The sequence below is a fragment of the Listeria sp. ILCC796 genome (assembly GCF_900186175.1).
Lineage (GTDB): Bacteria > Bacillota > Bacilli > Lactobacillales > Listeriaceae > Listeria > Listeria goaensis.
Window position 1 is genome coordinate 105,101 of record NZ_FYBV01000009.1, and the last position, 15,592, is coordinate 120,692.

Annotated in this window: 17 protein-coding genes and 2 pseudogenes; 12 read left to right on the forward strand and 7 right to left on the reverse strand. The window is 43.3% G+C overall.

The window, feature by feature from the left end; genetic code table 11:
* The first annotated feature begins 99 nt into the window (after nt 1-99).
* Nucleotides 100-1,089, forward strand: coding sequence for a winged helix DNA-binding domain-containing protein (locus tag CFS04_RS10230; protein WP_088810598.1), 990 nt, complete (start codon nt 100-102; stop codon nt 1,087-1,089).
* Here CFS04_RS10230 and hisJ read toward each other — a convergent pair.
* Nucleotides 1,059-1,880: a histidinol-phosphatase HisJ gene (gene hisJ / locus CFS04_RS10235; protein WP_088810599.1), complete on the reverse strand. Its 822-nt coding sequence runs from the start codon at nt 1,878-1,880 to the stop codon at nt 1,059-1,061. The genes CFS04_RS10230 and hisJ overlap by 31 nt on opposite strands.
* A 106-nt stretch (nt 1,881-1,986) precedes the next feature.
* Between hisJ and hisZ the strand changes: the two genes are divergently transcribed.
* The 11 genes from hisZ to CFS04_RS10290 all read left to right on the forward strand — a co-directional run bounded on the left by hisZ (nt 1,987) and on the right by CFS04_RS10290 (nt 11,309).
* Entirely contained in the window at nt 1,987-3,171 is a 1,185-nt protein-coding gene (gene hisZ / locus CFS04_RS10240) for an ATP phosphoribosyltransferase regulatory subunit (protein WP_088810600.1), read from the forward strand.
* Nucleotides 3,168-3,821, forward strand: coding sequence for an ATP phosphoribosyltransferase (gene hisG / locus CFS04_RS10245; RefSeq protein ID WP_088810601.1), 654 nt, complete (start codon nt 3,168-3,170; stop codon nt 3,819-3,821). Before hisZ ends, hisG begins: the two co-directional genes overlap by 4 nt.
* Nucleotides 3,802-5,085 carry a histidinol dehydrogenase gene (gene hisD / locus CFS04_RS10250; protein WP_088810602.1) on the forward strand — a complete coding sequence of 428 codons (1,284 nt, stop codon included), beginning with the start codon at nt 3,802-3,804 and terminating at the stop codon, nt 5,083-5,085. Before hisG ends, hisD begins: the two co-directional genes overlap by 20 nt.
* Nucleotides 5,072-5,656, forward strand: coding sequence for an imidazoleglycerol-phosphate dehydratase HisB (hisB, locus tag CFS04_RS10255; RefSeq protein ID WP_088810603.1), 585 nt, complete (start codon nt 5,072-5,074; stop codon nt 5,654-5,656). Before hisD ends, hisB begins: the two co-directional genes overlap by 14 nt.
* Nucleotides 5,657-6,286, forward strand: coding sequence for an imidazole glycerol phosphate synthase subunit HisH (gene hisH, locus CFS04_RS10260; RefSeq protein ID WP_088810622.1), 630 nt, complete (start codon nt 5,657-5,659; stop codon nt 6,284-6,286).
* Entirely contained in the window at nt 6,259-6,972 is a 714-nt protein-coding gene (gene hisA, locus CFS04_RS10265) for a 1-(5-phosphoribosyl)-5-[(5-phosphoribosylamino)methylideneamino]imidazole-4-carboxamide isomerase (protein WP_088810604.1), read from the forward strand. Before hisH ends, hisA begins: the two co-directional genes overlap by 28 nt.
* Nucleotides 6,972-7,727 (forward strand): imidazole glycerol phosphate synthase subunit HisF, encoded by a 756-nt coding sequence (gene hisF, locus CFS04_RS10270; RefSeq protein ID WP_088810605.1) that lies wholly within the window; start codon nt 6,972-6,974, stop codon nt 7,725-7,727. Before hisA ends, hisF begins: the two co-directional genes overlap by 1 nt.
* The gene (gene hisI, locus CFS04_RS10275; protein WP_088810606.1) at nt 7,724-8,044 is read left to right on the forward strand and encodes a phosphoribosyl-AMP cyclohydrolase; all 321 of its coding nucleotides are present in this window, start codon (nt 7,724-7,726) and stop codon (nt 8,042-8,044) included. The genes hisF and hisI overlap by 4 nt, the downstream gene beginning before the upstream one ends.
* Entirely contained in the window at nt 8,038-8,349 is a 312-nt protein-coding gene (hisE, locus tag CFS04_RS10280; RefSeq protein WP_088810607.1) for a phosphoribosyl-ATP diphosphatase, read from the forward strand. The genes hisI and hisE overlap by 7 nt, the downstream gene beginning before the upstream one ends.
* A 441-nt stretch (nt 8,350-8,790) precedes the next feature.
* Nucleotides 8,791-10,167: an NADP-specific glutamate dehydrogenase gene (gdhA, locus tag CFS04_RS10285; protein ID WP_088810608.1), complete on the forward strand. Its 1,377-nt coding sequence runs from the start codon at nt 8,791-8,793 to the stop codon at nt 10,165-10,167.
* A 101-nt stretch (nt 10,168-10,268) separates the two neighbouring features.
* Nucleotides 10,269-11,309: a lactonase family protein gene (locus CFS04_RS10290; RefSeq protein WP_088810609.1), complete on the forward strand. Its 1,041-nt coding sequence runs from the start codon at nt 10,269-10,271 to the stop codon at nt 11,307-11,309.
* A 79-nt stretch (nt 11,310-11,388) separates the two neighbouring features.
* Here CFS04_RS10290 and CFS04_RS10295 read toward each other — a convergent pair whose 3' ends face one another.
* The 6 genes and pseudogenes from CFS04_RS10295 to CFS04_RS10320 all read right to left on the reverse strand — a co-directional run.
* Nucleotides 11,389-12,048 (reverse strand): histidine phosphatase family protein, encoded by a 660-nt coding sequence (locus tag CFS04_RS10295; RefSeq protein WP_162859601.1) that lies wholly within the window; start codon nt 12,046-12,048, stop codon nt 11,389-11,391.
* 477 nt (nt 12,049-12,525) lie between these two features.
* Complete coding sequence (locus CFS04_RS10300) at nt 12,526-13,074, reverse strand: RNA 2'-phosphotransferase (protein WP_369821524.1); 549 nt, start codon at nt 13,072-13,074, stop codon at nt 12,526-12,528.
* A gap of 4 nt (nt 13,075-13,078) precedes the next feature.
* Complete coding sequence (locus CFS04_RS10305) at nt 13,079-13,438, reverse strand: hypothetical protein (protein WP_088810612.1); 360 nt, start codon at nt 13,436-13,438, stop codon at nt 13,079-13,081.
* A gap of 19 nt (nt 13,439-13,457) precedes the next feature.
* Nucleotides 13,458-14,009 (reverse strand): annotated as a pseudogene (locus tag CFS04_RS13135) (hypothetical protein); the annotation flags it as partial.
* 279 nt (nt 14,010-14,288) lie between these two features.
* On the reverse strand, nt 14,289-14,687 hold the full coding sequence (locus CFS04_RS10315) for a hypothetical protein (protein WP_088810613.1): 399 nt from the start codon (nt 14,685-14,687) through the stop codon (nt 14,289-14,291).
* A 16-nt stretch (nt 14,688-14,703) separates the two neighbouring features.
* Nucleotides 14,704-15,592: pseudogene (locus CFS04_RS10320) on the reverse strand (hypothetical protein); the annotation flags it as partial.

The window sequence follows — 15,592 nt, forward strand, 5'->3', positions numbered from 1 at the left end:
CTATTTTTTAGTTTTTTAATGAATAATCTTACTTCGTGACCTTTTTTTAGTTGCTTTTTCACGCTGCTTTCTCTATTCTAAAAAAAAGGAGTGCTGCAAATGAAAAAATCAGATTTAATCCACTTACGAACAGGCGCACAGCGTATTTTAGCGCCTTTTGAAACGCCAGATGAAGTGGTCGCTTATTTTGGAGCGATGCAGGCGCAGAACCGGGCGCAAATGCTTTATGCGATTGCAAGTCGGACAAAAAATTCGAGTCGCGCTGAAATTGAGCGGGCGCTCGCGGAGAATCAAATCATTCGCGGATGGGCATTTCGCGGGACGATTCATGCGATGCGCCCGGAAGATTATTTTTTGCTGAAAGAGGTTTACGGCGCGCGAACTCTTCAAATCTTTCGCGGTTATTGGAAAAAATTAGGGATTTCAGAAAGCGATTTTGAGCGAAGTAACGCTGAACTTAAAAAGCAGCTTAGCGATGGGCCTAAAACGCGCGCGGAGCTTTCAGCGAGCATCGAACAGCTTGAATTGCCATGTTCGGGCATTCCATTTGCGCAGCTCATTGCGAGGGCCAATCTAGATGACATTTTAGTTTTCCATGCGGAGGCGAATACGTTTCAAAATACGGAATTTTTGGAGCAGCATAAAACAGATGCCACATTTGATGAGGCACTCCAAGAACTCGGACGGATTTATTTTAAAAGCCGCGGCCCGGCGACCATTCAAGATTTCAATTGGTGGAGCGGACTTCCGCAGACGACCATCAAAAAAATGCTTGCGAGTTTAAGCGGCGAACTCGTACAAGATGGCGACTTTTATTTTTACCCGGAAACGAAAAAAACGGCGACTAATCACACCGTTTTGCTCGCCGGCTTTGACGAATGGCTCATCAGCTACCGCGACCGCTCCGTGCATTTGCCAGAAGAATTGCAACGCGAAGTCATTACAAAAAACGGCCTCTTTCGGCCGATTGTCGTCCAAAACGGTGTTGTGAAAGGCACTTGGAAAGTAGAGAAAAACAGCATCGTGCATACCTCGGGCTTAAAAATTCCGGCGACGAACTATGACAAGTTTTCAGAAAAAACCGAGTAAGCTCGTCCAACATCACGGACGGCATGTGAATCAGACCCATAAACAAGCGGAATGCCTAGGTGTTTCGCTTGTTTGACGTACATCTCAGGCGGATATGTCGCACGGCAGTCCACTTTAAAAAGCCCCGCCGTATTGTAATCAAGCGCATAGCCGCTACGCTGCACAAGTTCCAGCACGTCCGTCATCACGTCGTCTGGAAGAGCTGTTTCTGTATTAAACGCGTGCCTAAATTTCTGACAAAGCGAAATATGCCCCAACCGCTTCGGCTTGAACGCCCCCAAATCCGCCAAAATCGAGGCTTTTATTTGTTCCAAATACGCGATTTGAGCCTCCCGAAAACCACCATAAAAATCGACAATACCCGTTTTGTAATCTGCCGCGCTAAAATCGATCGAACGAATGCCGTCCTGCCCTTCCAAAAAATGCACGCTCAAAATACCATCATCTAATTCTGGCCCATATTCATTCAAAAAGTCGCGCGTAAATGCTTCAAACTGCGCCAAATAATCCACCTCAAAACCAATTTTAATTTTGAGATCGCTCCGATATTTCGCCCTAAGCCGCGCCATCTCCTTCAAATAATACGGCAAATCGCTCATCGCCATGCTCGCCGTTTCGTATGCCTCCCGCTCCCCTGCTGCCTGCTGACTAAAATGAGCCGGAAGTGGCATATGTTCGGTGACAGAATATGTATCAAACCCTAATTCGATAGCTCGAATAATGAAACGCTCCACTTCCTCCCTTGAACCGTGCGGACAAAACTCCGTATGCGTGTGCCCATCCCATTTCATGCGCGTCCCCTCCTTATTTTCCATCATTATAACATAAAACCATTTACAAAAACGCTTTAACATGCTAATATGCTAATAAGTTAAAATATCAGAAAGGAGTTTGCAGATGAACTGGAATTTAAATTTGCCAACTGGGACACGCGATAAGCTTTTTCGGGAAGCCGAAGCGGCCTACAAATTGGAGCACACCGTCCAAGATTTTTTCAAAAAGCGGGGTTTTATGCGCATTGAAACGCCAATTATCGAATTTGAAGATGTTTTTTCGTTAGAAACAAAGGAAACCCACTATCGTTTTTTTGATGAAAAAGGGAGAATGTTAGCCCTGCGCCCGGATATGACTTTACCGATAGGCCGTGTGGTACATACAACAGGCGTTTTGTTGCCGGTAAAGCTTGCCTATAGTGGGAAAATTTTTCGCGCGAATGCCAGTCACGGCGGCGACCGAAATGAAGAAATGCAAGCTGGGATTGAACTAATTGGTTACGGCTCAAGAAAAGCGGAAGTGGAATGTTTGTTATCTGGGATTCGGCTTATGCGGGAACTGCAAATTCCGGATTTTCAGATGGAGCTCGGACATGCTGGTTTTTATGAGCTACTCCTTCAAAAATTAAGTTTAAGTGCGACGGAGGAAGTTGAATTTCGTACGCTGTTACAAAATAAAAGCCTGTCTGACATGGAGGTCTTCGCAAAACAATTTGAGCCACAGTGGACTCGCTTTTTATGCGCCCTGCCAAGACTATTCGGGCAAGTTGAAACGACGATTTCAGAGGCGAAGGAATTGTTACCTGACGCTGAACTCTATGCACCACTTGATGAAATTTTAGAGATTGCAGCAACGATTAAACAGGCTGAACCAGATGCGTTGCTCACTGTCGATATTGGTTTAGTTCAGGAATTGCGCTATTATACGGGGCTCATTTTTCGCGGCTTTGCGAATTTTGCAGCGGATTATTTTTTAAGCGGCGGCAGATACGACCGGCTGTCGGAACATTTTGGGATGGAAAAGGTACCTGCGGTTGGGCTTGCCCTCCATTTAGATGCCATTTTAGCTCTCAAAGAGCGACACGGCTTAACTGAAAAGCTGGCTACAAAACGAGTGCTCATTCATTATGATTTAGCTGAACTAGGCGCGGCGGAGCGCTATTATCAGGAAAATCCAGATAGTACACTTAGCCTGTTAGACTCGGAAAACGAATCGATTGCTTTCGCGAGAAAATGGAAAATCGAGACTGTCGTTTCTTTCCAAAAAGAAGGTATGAAGGTGATTTTTGAGAGGGGTGAGCGGGTTTGAGGTTGAAGATTGCGCTAACGAAAGGTCGGCTTGAGGACGAGGCTGTGCGCTTACTTACTTTGGCGGGCGTTGATTGTACGGTTTTAGCGGATAAGAAGCGAAAATTGATTTTTCAAAGTGACACGGATGAAATTGATTTTTTCCTCGTAAAAGCGGTCGATGTGCTGACGTATGTGAAACACGGGGCGGCGGATATTGGGATTGTCGGGCGCGATATTTTGCTTGAGGCGGCGAGTAGTTATTATGAAGTGCTCGATTTGAACATTGGCAAATGCCAGTTTTGTTTGGCGGCTCCGCCTACGTTTGATCCGACTGACTACAAGCGAAAAGTGATTGCGACGAAATATCCGAACGTAACGGAAGAATTTTTCCGGGCGCGCGGCGAGGATGTTGAAATTATTAAAATCGAAGGTTCGGTTGAAATTGCGCCGCTACTTGGTTTGGCGGACGCTATCGTCGACATTGTGGAAACCGGCGCGACACTGCGTGACAATGGCCTTGTGGTTGTAGAGAAACTTTATCCGATTTCGGCACGACTGATTGTGAATAAGGCTTCTCTTAAGCAAAATAAAACGCGAATTTTTTCATTAATTGACAAGTTACAACTTGTTTTAAAGGAGCGGACGGCGAATGAAACGACTCACGGGTAATGTGGCAACTATTTTAAAACAATTGGAAGTGCGCGAACAGACGCATGCGGACGTAGGAGATGCTGTACGCAAAATTATTTCTGCTGTGAAGGAAGACGGTGACGCGGCTTTAGTTCGCCTGACAAAGGAATTTGATGACGTGGATTTGACGGCATTTCGGGTGAGCCAAGCTGAAATTGATGCGGCATATGAATCCGTGCCCGCCTCGCTTATTCGGGCGCTTGAAACTGCACGTAAGAACATTTCGGACTACCATGAAAAACAAAAACGCAGTGGTTTTTTAGACAGCGAAAAAGACGGGGTTGTTCGCGGCATGCGTGTGACGCCAATTGATTCAGTCGGCATTTATGTGCCTGGCGGGACGGCGAGCTATCCTTCATCGGTTTTGATGAACGCGATTCCGGCAAAAGTCGCTGGCGTTGAAAAAATTGTGATGGTGACCCCGCCTGATGCGGACTTAAATCCTGCCGTACTTGCCGCTGCGAAAATTGCGGGCGTTGACGAAGTGTTCACAATTGGCGGGGCCCAAGCTATTGCGGCGTTAGCGTACGGGACAGACTCCATTCCCCGCGTTGCCAAAATTGTTGGGCCGGGAAATATTTTTGTGGCAACAGCCAAGCGCGAAGTGTTCGGTCAAGTCGGCATCGATATGATTGCGGGACCTTCTGAGATTCTTATTTTAGCAGACGAAACGGCGAATCCAGCCTTTATTGCGGCGGATTTGTTGTCACAGGCTGAACATGATGAACTTGCGCGCGTCACTTTGGTGACGACATCAAACGCGCTTATTCAAGCGACAGAAGACGAATTGTTGCGGCAAGTTCAGTCACTTTCACGGAAAACAATTTGTGAGGTGGCGCTTCAGAACGGGCATTTCATTTTGGCGGAGAGCACGGCGGATATGTTCGCAATCGCGAATGAAATTGCACCCGAACATCTTGAAATCCAAATGGAAAACCCTCTGCTTTATTTACCACAAATTAAAAATGCAGGTTCGATTTTCCTCGGTGCACATGCGACTGAACCGCTTGGCGATTATATCGCGGGACCAAACCACGTCATTCCAACGGCAGGCACAGCGAAGTTTTCCTCTCCGCTTGGCGTGGACGATTTTACAAAACGCTCAAGTTTTATTTTATATTCAGAAAATGCGCTTAAAGATGCGGCCAGAGATGTAATAGAGCTCGCTGAATCAGAAGGCTTAACCGCACATGCACGCGCCATTCAAATTCGATTGGAGGAAAGGCAAGATGAGAACTTCTAAAATAAGCCGGGAAACTGGCGAAACAAAAATCACACTAGAACTTCAGCTTGATAAACAAAATGCTTCTGAGATTCAAACCGGGGTTGGTTTTTTAGATCACATGTTGACACTGTTCGCTAAACACGCGCGCCTCAGTCTGGTCTGTCTCGCAAAGGGAGATACGGAAGTCGATTTTCACCATACAACAGAAGATATTGGGATTGTGCTCGGGAAATGCCTTGCGGAAGCGCTCGGCGATAAGGCGCAAATTAATCGTTACGGCAACGCTTTTGTCCCGATGGATGAAAGTCTTGGCCATTGTTCGCTCGATTTCTCGGGTCGGAGTTTTCTCGTTTTTGACGCCCCATTTGAACGCGATAAAGTTGGCGATTTCGACACGGAACTCGTACAAGAATTTTTCCAAGCGGTCGCATCAAATGCTAAGATGACCCTGCACTTGCGCGTACTTTACGGGCAAAATACGCACCATAAAATCGAATCGCTATTTAAAGCTTTCGGGCGCGCCCTTTCTGAAGCAGTCACGATAAACCCTGAAATCGAAGGCGTGAACTCCACGAAAGGAGTCCTGTAAATGATTGCCATTATTGACTACGATACTGGAAATACACGCAGTTTGAAAAAAGCACTCGATTTTGTGGGACTTTCTAGCCAACTTACGGCGGACCCGGCAGAAATACAGACGGCAGATGGCATTATCCTTCCCGGCGTGGGCGCCTTCCCCGATGCGATGGCCAAACTCGAAGAACGAAAACTTGTGACACCCATTTTAACGGCCGCAAAAAAAGGTACTCCCCTACTCGGAATTTGTCTTGGCATGCAGCTGTTGCTTGATTCAAGCGAGGAACACACGCTGACGAAAGGGCTCGGCCTGATTCCCGGAACAGTCAAAAAAATCCCCGAAGAGGCTGGCTTCAAAGTGCCACATATGGGCTGGAATCAAATTGACGTGCAGCAAGAAAATCTTCTTACGGAAAATTTAAACGGACGTTATGTCTACTTTGTGCATTCTTATTTTGCAGAAACGGATTCGGCTTATATTTCTGCTGTAGCAAAACATAGTCTAGCTGTGCCGGCGCTCATTCAACGTGAAAATGTATACGGGGCGCAGTTTCACCCTGAAAAAAGTGATACGGTTGGTTTGGAAATTTTACGTGGCTTTAAGGAGGTTGTGCGATGCGTGTCTACCCAGCAATTGACATAAAAAACGGCAAATGTGTGCGGCTGTATCAAGGCAATTTCGACAAGGAAACGATTGTGAATCCAAATCCGGTGGCGCAAGCTCTGGCATTTCAAAAATCAGGCGCTTCGTATTTGCATATTGTGGATTTGGACGGCGCATTAAACGGCGAGCCCGCGAACCTCGCTTTAATCCAAGAAATGAGTGAACAAACGGGTTTACCGGTACAAGTTGGTGGCGGGATTCGTTCGATGCAGCAAGTGGCGGCGTATCTCGAAAGTGGGATTGCACGGGTGATTATTGGCTCAAGTGCCGTCTCCTCACCTGAATTTGTGCGCGAGGCGGTGACTAAGTACGGCGAGCGAATCGCGGTTGGAATTGATGCTAAAAACGGCTTTGTTGCAACTGATGGTTGGCTGAACACGAGCGATATTCGCTTCACTGACTTTGCGGTTCAAATGGAAAAACTTGGTGTTGCGACGCTGATTTTTACGGATATTGGGCGCGACGGAACGCTCGCTGGTCCGAATTTTGAACAGCTTGCGGCGCTACAAAACGCAGTTTCCTGCGCAATTATTGCTTCTGGTGGCGTGAAAAATCAAGCGGATTTAATCGCGCTTAAAAAGCAAAAACTAGCGGGCGCCATCGCTGGAAAAGCGCTATATAGCGAAAGCCTCACGATGAAAGAAATTTTGGAGGTGGAAAACTAATGCTCACAAAACGCATCATTCCTTGTCTCGACGTAACAAATGGCCGTGTCGTCAAAGGCATCAATTTTGTTGCCCTACAAGACGTTGGCGACCCCGTTGAAATCGCGAAAGCATACAACAAAGCCGGTGCCGACGAAATTGTGTTCCTCGATATAACAGCCACAAATGAAGGGCGCAAAACGATGATCGATGTCGTCGAAAAAACAGCCGAACAAGTTTTCATTCCATTAACAGTTGGCGGCGGCATTCAAACGACCGCAGAAATGCAGGCGCTTCTAAAAGCTGGCGCAGATAAAATTTCATTAAATTCAGCGGCCATCAAACGCAAAGAGCTCATTTCAGAAGGAGCGAATAAATTCGGCACCCAGTGCATCGTCGTCGCAATCGATGCCAAGCGCGTAGAGGATTCGTGGCACGTTTTCACACACGGCGGCAGACATGATACAGGCCTCGATGCCGTTTTATGGGCAAAAAAAGCGGAAGCACTCGGGGCTGGCGAAATTTTACTCACAAGCATGGACGGCGACGGGACAAAAAACGGCTATGACATCGCCCTCACGAAAACGATTGCGAAGGCCGTCAAAATTCCTGTCATCGCCTCTGGTGGTTGCGGAAGCACCGCGCACATGGTCGATATTTTCACCCAAACAGAAGCAAGCGCCGCACTTGCCGCGAGCATTTTCCACTACGGCGAGCTTGATATTCAGGACGTGAAACAAACACTCAAAAAAAACGCAGTGGAGGTGCGCTTATGACAATCGATTTTTCAAAAGGACTCGTTCCAGCCATTATCGTGGACGCCTCAGACGGCGAAGTTCTCATGCTCGCCTACATGAACGAAGAAAGCTACCAAAAAACGCTCGAAACCGGCTACACCTGGTTCTTTTCGAGAAAAAGACAAGCACTTTGGAATAAAGGAGCGACAAGCGGGCATGTGCAACGAGTCGCACAAATAACGGCCGACTGCGATTTGGACACCTTGCTTATTCGCGTCCACCAGACCGGGCCCGCCTGCCACTTAGGTTCGCGCTCTTGTTTCACAAATGAAATAAAGGATGTGTCGTCATGTTAGAAAAGCTATACGCTGAAATTGCGAGCCGAAAAACCGCGCCAAAAGAAGGCTCCTACACAACCTATTTGTTCGACCGCGGTTTAGACAAGATTTTAAAAAAAGTTGGCGAAGAAGCAACCGAAGTCATTATTGCCGCCAAAAATGAAAAAGCCGAATTGATTAGCGAAACCGCCGATTTGACGTACCACCTACTCGTTTTGCTCGTGGAATCTGGCGTCACCCTTTCTGAAATCGAACAAAAACTCCTTGAACGCGAAGGTCGCCTCAGTAAAACGAGCGACCGTAAGGAAATCCAAGATTTGTGACAAAATTGTAATGTTGCACCCGCAAATTGTAAGCCAATGAGCAGGATTAATTGCCACTATTCTTCTATACTTATTTTATCGGAGAAAGTTACTTTACCCAAAGAATAACTTGTGACTTTCCTGAGACAAACGACTTTATGTCTATTCATTAAGTTTCCCAATTATCCCTTGATTTTGTCTCAGAAATCACAACTCCAATTAACTCCCTGTTTTCCCATGCGTCCCCCCGCATGGGAATTTTTTTGTGCGCCCAATCATACAATATTTTCTTTGTTATGCCTATATATTTATTTTTTTCAGAAAATTTGTTTTTTTACTTGCCAGATATATTTTTAACATGGTAAACTTAACAACAAGAGTAATATAATTTCACATCCCACCAAACATATGCGGAATAATTAACATTCCGTGCAAGTTAATCATTTTCAAAGGAGTGTTAATATGGGGCAAACAACAATGGTTTCAGAAAATCGTCAAGCTGCTGAGCAATATACGGCGGAGATTTTTGAAACAATCAAAAGACGTAATCCAGAAGAAACTGAATTTCATCAAGCAGTAAAGGAATTTTTAAATGCGATTATTCCTGCGCTGGAAAAAGACCCTAAGTACCAAGAAAACGGCATTTTAGAGCGTCTAACTGAACCTGAACGCCTTATTACATTCCGTGTTCCCTGGGTAGATGATGCCGGAAAGGTACGAGTAAACCGCGGATTCCGCGTACAATTTAATAGCGCTATCGGCCCTTACAAAGGCGGACTTCGCTTCCACCCTTCGGTAAATGGGAGTATAGTAAAATTTCTAGGCTTTGAACAAATTTTCAAGAACGCCCTAACTGGTTTGCCAATCGGCGGTGGTAAAGGCGGTTCCGATTTTGATCCAAAAGAAAAATCCGATGCAGAAATTATGCGCTTCTGTCAAAGTTTCATGTCTGAACTCGCGGTGCACATCGGCCCAGATACAGATGTCCCTGCTGGTGATATCGGCGTATCCGGTCGCGAAATCGGCTATTTATTCGGGCAGTATAAAAAAATGACGAGCCGTTTTGACGCTGGCACCATCACTGGTAAAGGCCTCACATACGGTGGGAGCTTGACGCGAACAGAAGCAACAGGTTACGGTCTTGTTTATTTCACAAAAGAAATGCTCGCCGCAACAAATCAGTCTTTTAAAAATAAAACGGTTGTCGTTTCTGGCTCTGGTAATGTGGCCATCTATGCGATTGAAAAAGCCGAAGAACTAGGCGCAAAAGTAGTAGCTTGTAGCGATTCTGACGGCTATATTTTTGACCCAGAAGGTATTAATCTTAAAACATTAAAACAAATAAAAGAAGTAGAGCGTCGGCGCCTTCACACCTATCTTGAAAAACACCCCACTGCCGAATTTTATGAAAATGGCGATATTTGGTCAGTGCCATGTGACATTGCCTTGCCATGTGCGACGCAAAATGAAATTAGCGAACAACAAGCGAAAACGCTCGTTCAAAACGGTGTCATCGCTGTTGCAGAAGGGGCAAACATGCCGTCCACACTAGAAGCTGTTTCGGTTTTCCATGAGAATAAAATCTTATTTGGTCCTGCAAAAGCAGCAAATGCTGGAGGAGTTGGTGTTTCTGCTCTTGAAATGGCGCAAAACAGCAGTCGAATGAGTTGGAGTTTTGCTGAAGTCGATGACCACCTAAAAAATATTATGAAAAACATTTATAAAAACGCTAGCTTCGTTGCAAAAGAATATGGTTACGAGGGTGACCTCGTCGTCGGAGCAAACATCGCCGGCTTCCTAAAAGTTGCCGATACAATGCTTGCACAAGGCGTTGTATAAGAAAGAATCACTTAAGCTCCTATGCTTTCAGTCAGCATAGGAGCTTAAGTCTGTGCTATAATAAAGCGTGAAATGACTTTTTAACAGGAGGAATCGAATTTATGTCAAATAAAACCGCAACCGCATACATTGGTACATATACGAAAGTGGAAAGTAAAGGAATTTATCGCCTTGTAATGGACCGCGAAACGGGCGAAGTTTTAGAAAATAAGCACGCGGGCACAATGGATAACCCAACTTATTTAAAAATTTCAGATGATGAAAAATATTTGTATTCTGTAGCGAAAGACGGCGATAAAGGTGGCCTTGCTGCATTCAAAATTAATGAGGACGGCTCACTTGCTCTTTTAAATGAACAAGTAAAAACTGGCAATCCTCCTTGTTATGTTGATGCATCGGCTGACAATTCAATTGTTGTTTCAGCGAACTATCACTTAGGAACCATTTTAAGTTATCCAACTGAAAACGGCGCACTAGGCGCACCGATTTCTGAAATCGAGCATACCGGAAAAAGCGTACACGAACGCCAAGAAAAACCACATGCACACTTTGCTGGCTTTACGCCCGATCAAAAATTTGTCGTGACATGTGACCTTGGAACGGACTACGTGACGACGTATAGCGCGACGTCTGGCAAACTTGAAAAGGTGGCTGATTTGCTTCTCACACCTGGAAGCGGACCACGAAACTTAGTTTTCCACCCAAATGCGAAGTACGTGTATATCATGACCGAGCTCACATCAGAAGTTGTTGTAGCAGAGTATAACAGCACGAGCGGCGAGTTGACGGTCGTTCAAACGATTCCATCGCTTCCGGCTGATTTTACAGCTGAAAACAAAGGGAGTGCCATTCACATTTCAAACGACGGACGCTTCCTCTATGTTTCCAACCGCGGTCAAGATGCGATTGTTTCTTTTGCGATTGATAAAACCGGACAATTGAGTTTGCTGGAAACGGTACCCGTTTTAGGTGTCGGACCGCGCGATTTTGACTTAGATAAAACTGGCGAAATCCTCGTTGCAACAAACGAAAACTCCAACAACGTTACTATTTTCAGCGTCAACAAAGAAACCGGCAAACTGACTTTACTCCAAAAAGATATCAAAGTTCCAGAACCAGTTTGCGTCAAATTCATGAAATAAGAAATATAATAAAAAGCATAAATCCAGCAATAACGCCATTTCTAGAGATGGGTTTTACTGGATTTATGCTTTTTTCAATTTATTTTTGTCCTGCTAAAATATAACTAGTGTCATTCACCGACTCCACGCGTATTTCTCCGTTTTCATACACCATTTTCGTAATGCTCGCGTTTTCAAGCATCGGGTTTACAAATTCCGGCGCCAAAATCGTCAAATAGGCGTTAATCGTCATTCCGTGCGCCACCACCAAGACGTGCTTTTCGCTTTCGCCTTGTTCCTGCTCGATCATTTTGTCTAAAGCGCGCATGAGGCGCGCCTCCATATCTGCCCAGCTTTCTGAAAGACCGGTTTCGTCAAGCTCACTCACAGCCTCAAGCACCAATTGGACCCCTTTTAAACCTAAATTTCGCATGCCTTCCTCTGGCGAAGCATAACCAAGATGTGCCATCACGGTGCTAAACATTTCCTCATTCGGCGAACCTTCAAATTTCCCAAAGCAAAATTCGCGCAAATCTTTTAGAATATTTTTCTCCAGATGGGTCTGTCCACTTTCCACTAAAATAATATCCGCCGTTTCAATTGTCCGTCCACGGTCGCTCGTATAAACCGCATCAAACGAAATATCTAAACCGCGACCTAAGTATTCTGCCACTTCCCGGCCTTCATTCGTCAGCGGCGAATCTGACCACCCTTGCACTTTTTCAAGTGTATTAAGTAGCGTCTTACCGTGCCTTGTCATATAAAAAGTTATTTTCGAATCCAATTTTCTGTCGCCCCCTCCCTTTTATCTTAGCAAACTGACAACAAAAAAGGAACCGTTTTCAGGCTCCTAAATTTGTTAATCAATACCGCGTATGTATTTTTATTAAAAAATAAATATGTTCTTAGTCCAGCATACAGAGAAAGATTTAAATCTTCAAGTAACTTGACATCCTAATCATCTTTATCCAGTTCCACAAATTGTTCCTTGAGTATTGCAAGTTGGAGTTTATTTGTTGAATCTCTGTATCATTTTACAACATAGTATATGGCTTTTAAGGATTCATTAAAACCTATCATTATTCACTTATATTTTCTGGCAATACTTATTAATACTAGAAAAGTATTTTCTAAAAATACAGTTAGTTTTTTTAACTATTGACAACTTGATTAGTGAGTTCACGCTTACTAATCAGGGCTTTACTATTCGACTCCAATCAGATAGTAGAGTACCTTTTTATTTTTGTGTAAATACTTCTATAAATTCTGATGGAATAGTATCTGCTAACCAAACTTTTTCATTTCCCAAATAAAACTTTGTTCCTTTCGCTCTAGCATTTTCTGTATTAATCACTAAAATAATCGGATTTTTCTCTTTTCTTTTCCCTACTAAACTAGCTGTCTCTATATCTTCGGATAAATGAACATATTGTCGAGACATGGGAGATAAACCACTCTTTTCAATTTCAGATAAAAGATTATGTGCAGTTCCATGATACAGAAATTTAGGAGGAATAGCTTCTTCTTTTACTATTTTCATTGGAACAGAGTGTCCATATAATGCTCGAATACTATCCTCTTTGATTTCATGTCTCTTTTTTTCTGATTTTTCAATCATTACTTTTAAATCATCAAATTCTACATTTTGCCATTCGGTAGACTGATGTAATGCTTGTAATAATTGGTCAATTGGTACCCAACCATTTTTATCCAGTTCTAACTCATATTCCCATGGAGCATGACGTAATGCATAAGAAACTTCTTTACTCAATTTTGTATAGTTTATTTTATTAGACAATTTCTTCCTCCCGATTATATTCAGTCATTGTTTTAACAGCAAATTCTACCCACTCCCATAAATCCTCAAATTCGCCTCTTTGTTCAAAACCTTCCGTAGTGAAATCATGAATTAATTGAACTTTATTTTCTTTTCCAATCTCAAAACAAGCTATATCATCATTATCATCTCTTCTTGCAAAGGGTATTAACTTTCTATTAGGATACCTTTCTTTCAAATCATAGTACCTTCTAGTTGCTTGACCTGACTCAATTAAATACCACACATCAAAATCTACCAAGTTTAATTCAATTAATTTGTTATAGGCTTCAGGGTATATAAATACGTCTTCTTCAATATAAAATTTTTTCATGACTATAAGCACATTCTTTCTATTTCATTTTTTCTAAATCAAACGACCCCATTGGATTGTTATTTCTAAAATCAGCTTTCTGTTTTCCAACTCGTAACTCTATAGCTTCTCCCCATGTTTTTGGAACGCCTTTTTTTGTCGTAAATCTATCGATTGTGGCTTGATCAGGTAAAGGTGTATCATAGCTTCTAACATTGGCTTGAACGTCTATTCCAACCTCTCTAGCTGCTGCAACTCTTGTGTTATCAAGAGTTGTCAAACTACCATCAGGCATTCTCACAACATCAATTGGGTCACCTTTCCAACCATTCGCTTTCATGCTAGCAATAATTTCATCTGAACCATTTACAGAAGTTTGACTGAACCTAATTTCCGAAGGGTTAGCATTTTCAATATTCTTTCCAAGTCCACTAGCTCCCTCATACGTCATACTCCCCCGAATCGCCGCAGTACTCAAGCCCAACCCCATCACCACATCCATCAGGCCACTTTCATTCAGCGTGCCTTTCACCGATTCCACATATGCTGATGCCCGAAGCGTGCCGCCAGCCATACCGGTGTATTTCGTGCCGTCCATGATAAAGAAGTGGAAAAAAGAGAATAATGTCTCTTCTAATCCGTAAAACATTATAAAGAAAGTCAATAGACCGCTAGGCTCTCCTAACATCACTATTGACTTTCTTTAGCGGACATGTCAGTTTGTTAGTACCCGAGGCACTCACGAAATAGCTAGTACCTTGACTTGTCCCTTGAGCCTCTTAAGCATAACATGTCCACAGTTTACACTAAATATTTAAATTTATTCTTTCAAACCTTTTCTACTTCATCCTTAGAATCTAGCAAAATAACATTAAAAAATTGCCTTAAAAGGAGCATGTCCTGTTTCTGCATTTCTCAATAAGGTTGGTTTTCTGAAACGTAAACTCGTCTCTAATTTAAATATAGCAGTATCTTCTTCCATTTCATAAAAAGATACATTTATCCAAATTGGCACAAGTGGTTGCAAGCCAGCTAAAATTCCTACCGTTTGTTTTACTGGGATTTTTTTTCCACCAATATTTTCTTTACTTAAAATATTCAATCTCATATAATCATCTTCGGTACTTAGTGGTTTATTTTTTTCTTGTACTGGAACAATAATAAACTTACAATCATTAAAAGATACATTCTTTTTTTCTCTAATTTCCGCTACCGTAGCAATTAAGTTATTTTTAAAAATTTCCTTATTCATCTGAGTAACTTTCTCCACATTAATCTCCCCTTAATTATTTAATTTTCAATTTAATACTTGACACTAAATTAACTTCTGCCAAATTAACATAACCAGAACTCGTCAAATTAATATCATATATTTCTAACCAACTATTATTTACATTTAGCCCAACACCTCTAAGGGCATTTGGAGATAATATTGCTTGGTCGGGACTTGGGGTATAGTGTCCTGACCAATTCGTAATCCTTCTAATTTGACCAGTTGTTCCATTTATTTTTAGTTTTCCAGCAGCCTGAACAGATTCGCCATTAGCTAAAAATGAATGGCCGCTTCCTAATTTTAGATTCCCATTTATATCAATAATAAAGTCTACTGTTTCAATACCATTTAAACCCTTAATATTCCCGTTTTTTATGGTGAAATTATAAGATTTTCCTAACTGTGCTTCATTCGGATATCTATTTGATATTGTTAGAATTGGGTCAGCTCCACCAGTCTTCCCATACGTCATACTCCCCCGAATGGCTGCCGTGCTCAAGCCCAACCCCATCACCACATCCATCAGGCCACTTTCATCCAGCGTGCCTTTCACCGATTCCACATACGCGGATGCCCGAAGCGTGCCACCAGCCATACCGGTGTATTGCGTGCCGTCCATATAATAGGTGCCAGTTTTCCACGATTCAGTGATTTTTTTGTTTAACTCCTCATTCGTGATAATTTGGTAGTCACTTGGGTCTAAGTACTTTCCTGCCTTGTCTAAGTATTTCTTCAGTTTCGGGTCATGCACACCCACTCCGTTTTGTTCAAGCAACCACATCACTTGCGGCTTTCCCTCCGCATCGTAGTACACCACTGCCAAAACTTGATAGGCTTTCAGCGCTTCGACCAGTTTTGGGTCTACGCCGCGAACGGTATTAAGCCGCTGTTTCAAGGCATCC

Bases quoted from the DNA above. Each gene is read 5' to 3' on its own strand.
- CFS04_RS10230 (WP_088810598.1), top strand. From the start codon at position 100: ATGAAAAAATCAGATTTAATCCACTTACGAACAGGCGCACAGCGTATT.
- hisJ (WP_088810599.1), bottom strand. From the start codon at position 1,880: ATGAAATGGGATGGGCACACGCATACGGAGTTTTGTCCGCACGGTTCA.
- hisZ (WP_088810600.1), top strand. From the start codon at position 1,987: ATGAACTGGAATTTAAATTTGCCAACTGGGACACGCGATAAGCTTTTT.
- hisD (WP_088810602.1), top strand. From the start codon at position 3,802: ATGAAACGACTCACGGGTAATGTGGCAACTATTTTAAAACAATTGGAA.
- hisB (WP_088810603.1), top strand. From the start codon at position 5,072: ATGAGAACTTCTAAAATAAGCCGGGAAACTGGCGAAACAAAAATCACA.
- hisH (WP_088810622.1), top strand. From the start codon at position 5,657: ATGATTGCCATTATTGACTACGATACTGGAAATACACGCAGTTTGAAA.
- hisA (WP_088810604.1), top strand. From the start codon at position 6,259: ATGCGTGTCTACCCAGCAATTGACATAAAAAACGGCAAATGTGTGCGG.
- hisF (WP_088810605.1), top strand. From the start codon at position 6,972: ATGCTCACAAAACGCATCATTCCTTGTCTCGACGTAACAAATGGCCGT.
- hisI (WP_088810606.1), top strand. From the start codon at position 7,724: ATGACAATCGATTTTTCAAAAGGACTCGTTCCAGCCATTATCGTGGAC.
- hisE (WP_088810607.1), top strand. From the start codon at position 8,038: ATGTTAGAAAAGCTATACGCTGAAATTGCGAGCCGAAAAACCGCGCCA.
- gdhA (WP_088810608.1), top strand. From the start codon at position 8,791: ATGGGGCAAACAACAATGGTTTCAGAAAATCGTCAAGCTGCTGAGCAA.
- CFS04_RS10290 (WP_088810609.1), top strand. From the start codon at position 10,269: ATGTCAAATAAAACCGCAACCGCATACATTGGTACATATACGAAAGTG.
- CFS04_RS10295 (WP_162859601.1), bottom strand. From the start codon at position 12,048: ATGACAAGGCACGGTAAGACGCTACTTAATACACTTGAAAAAGTGCAA.
- CFS04_RS10305 (WP_088810612.1), bottom strand. From the start codon at position 13,438: ATGAAAAAATTTTATATTGAAGAAGACGTATTTATATACCCTGAAGCC.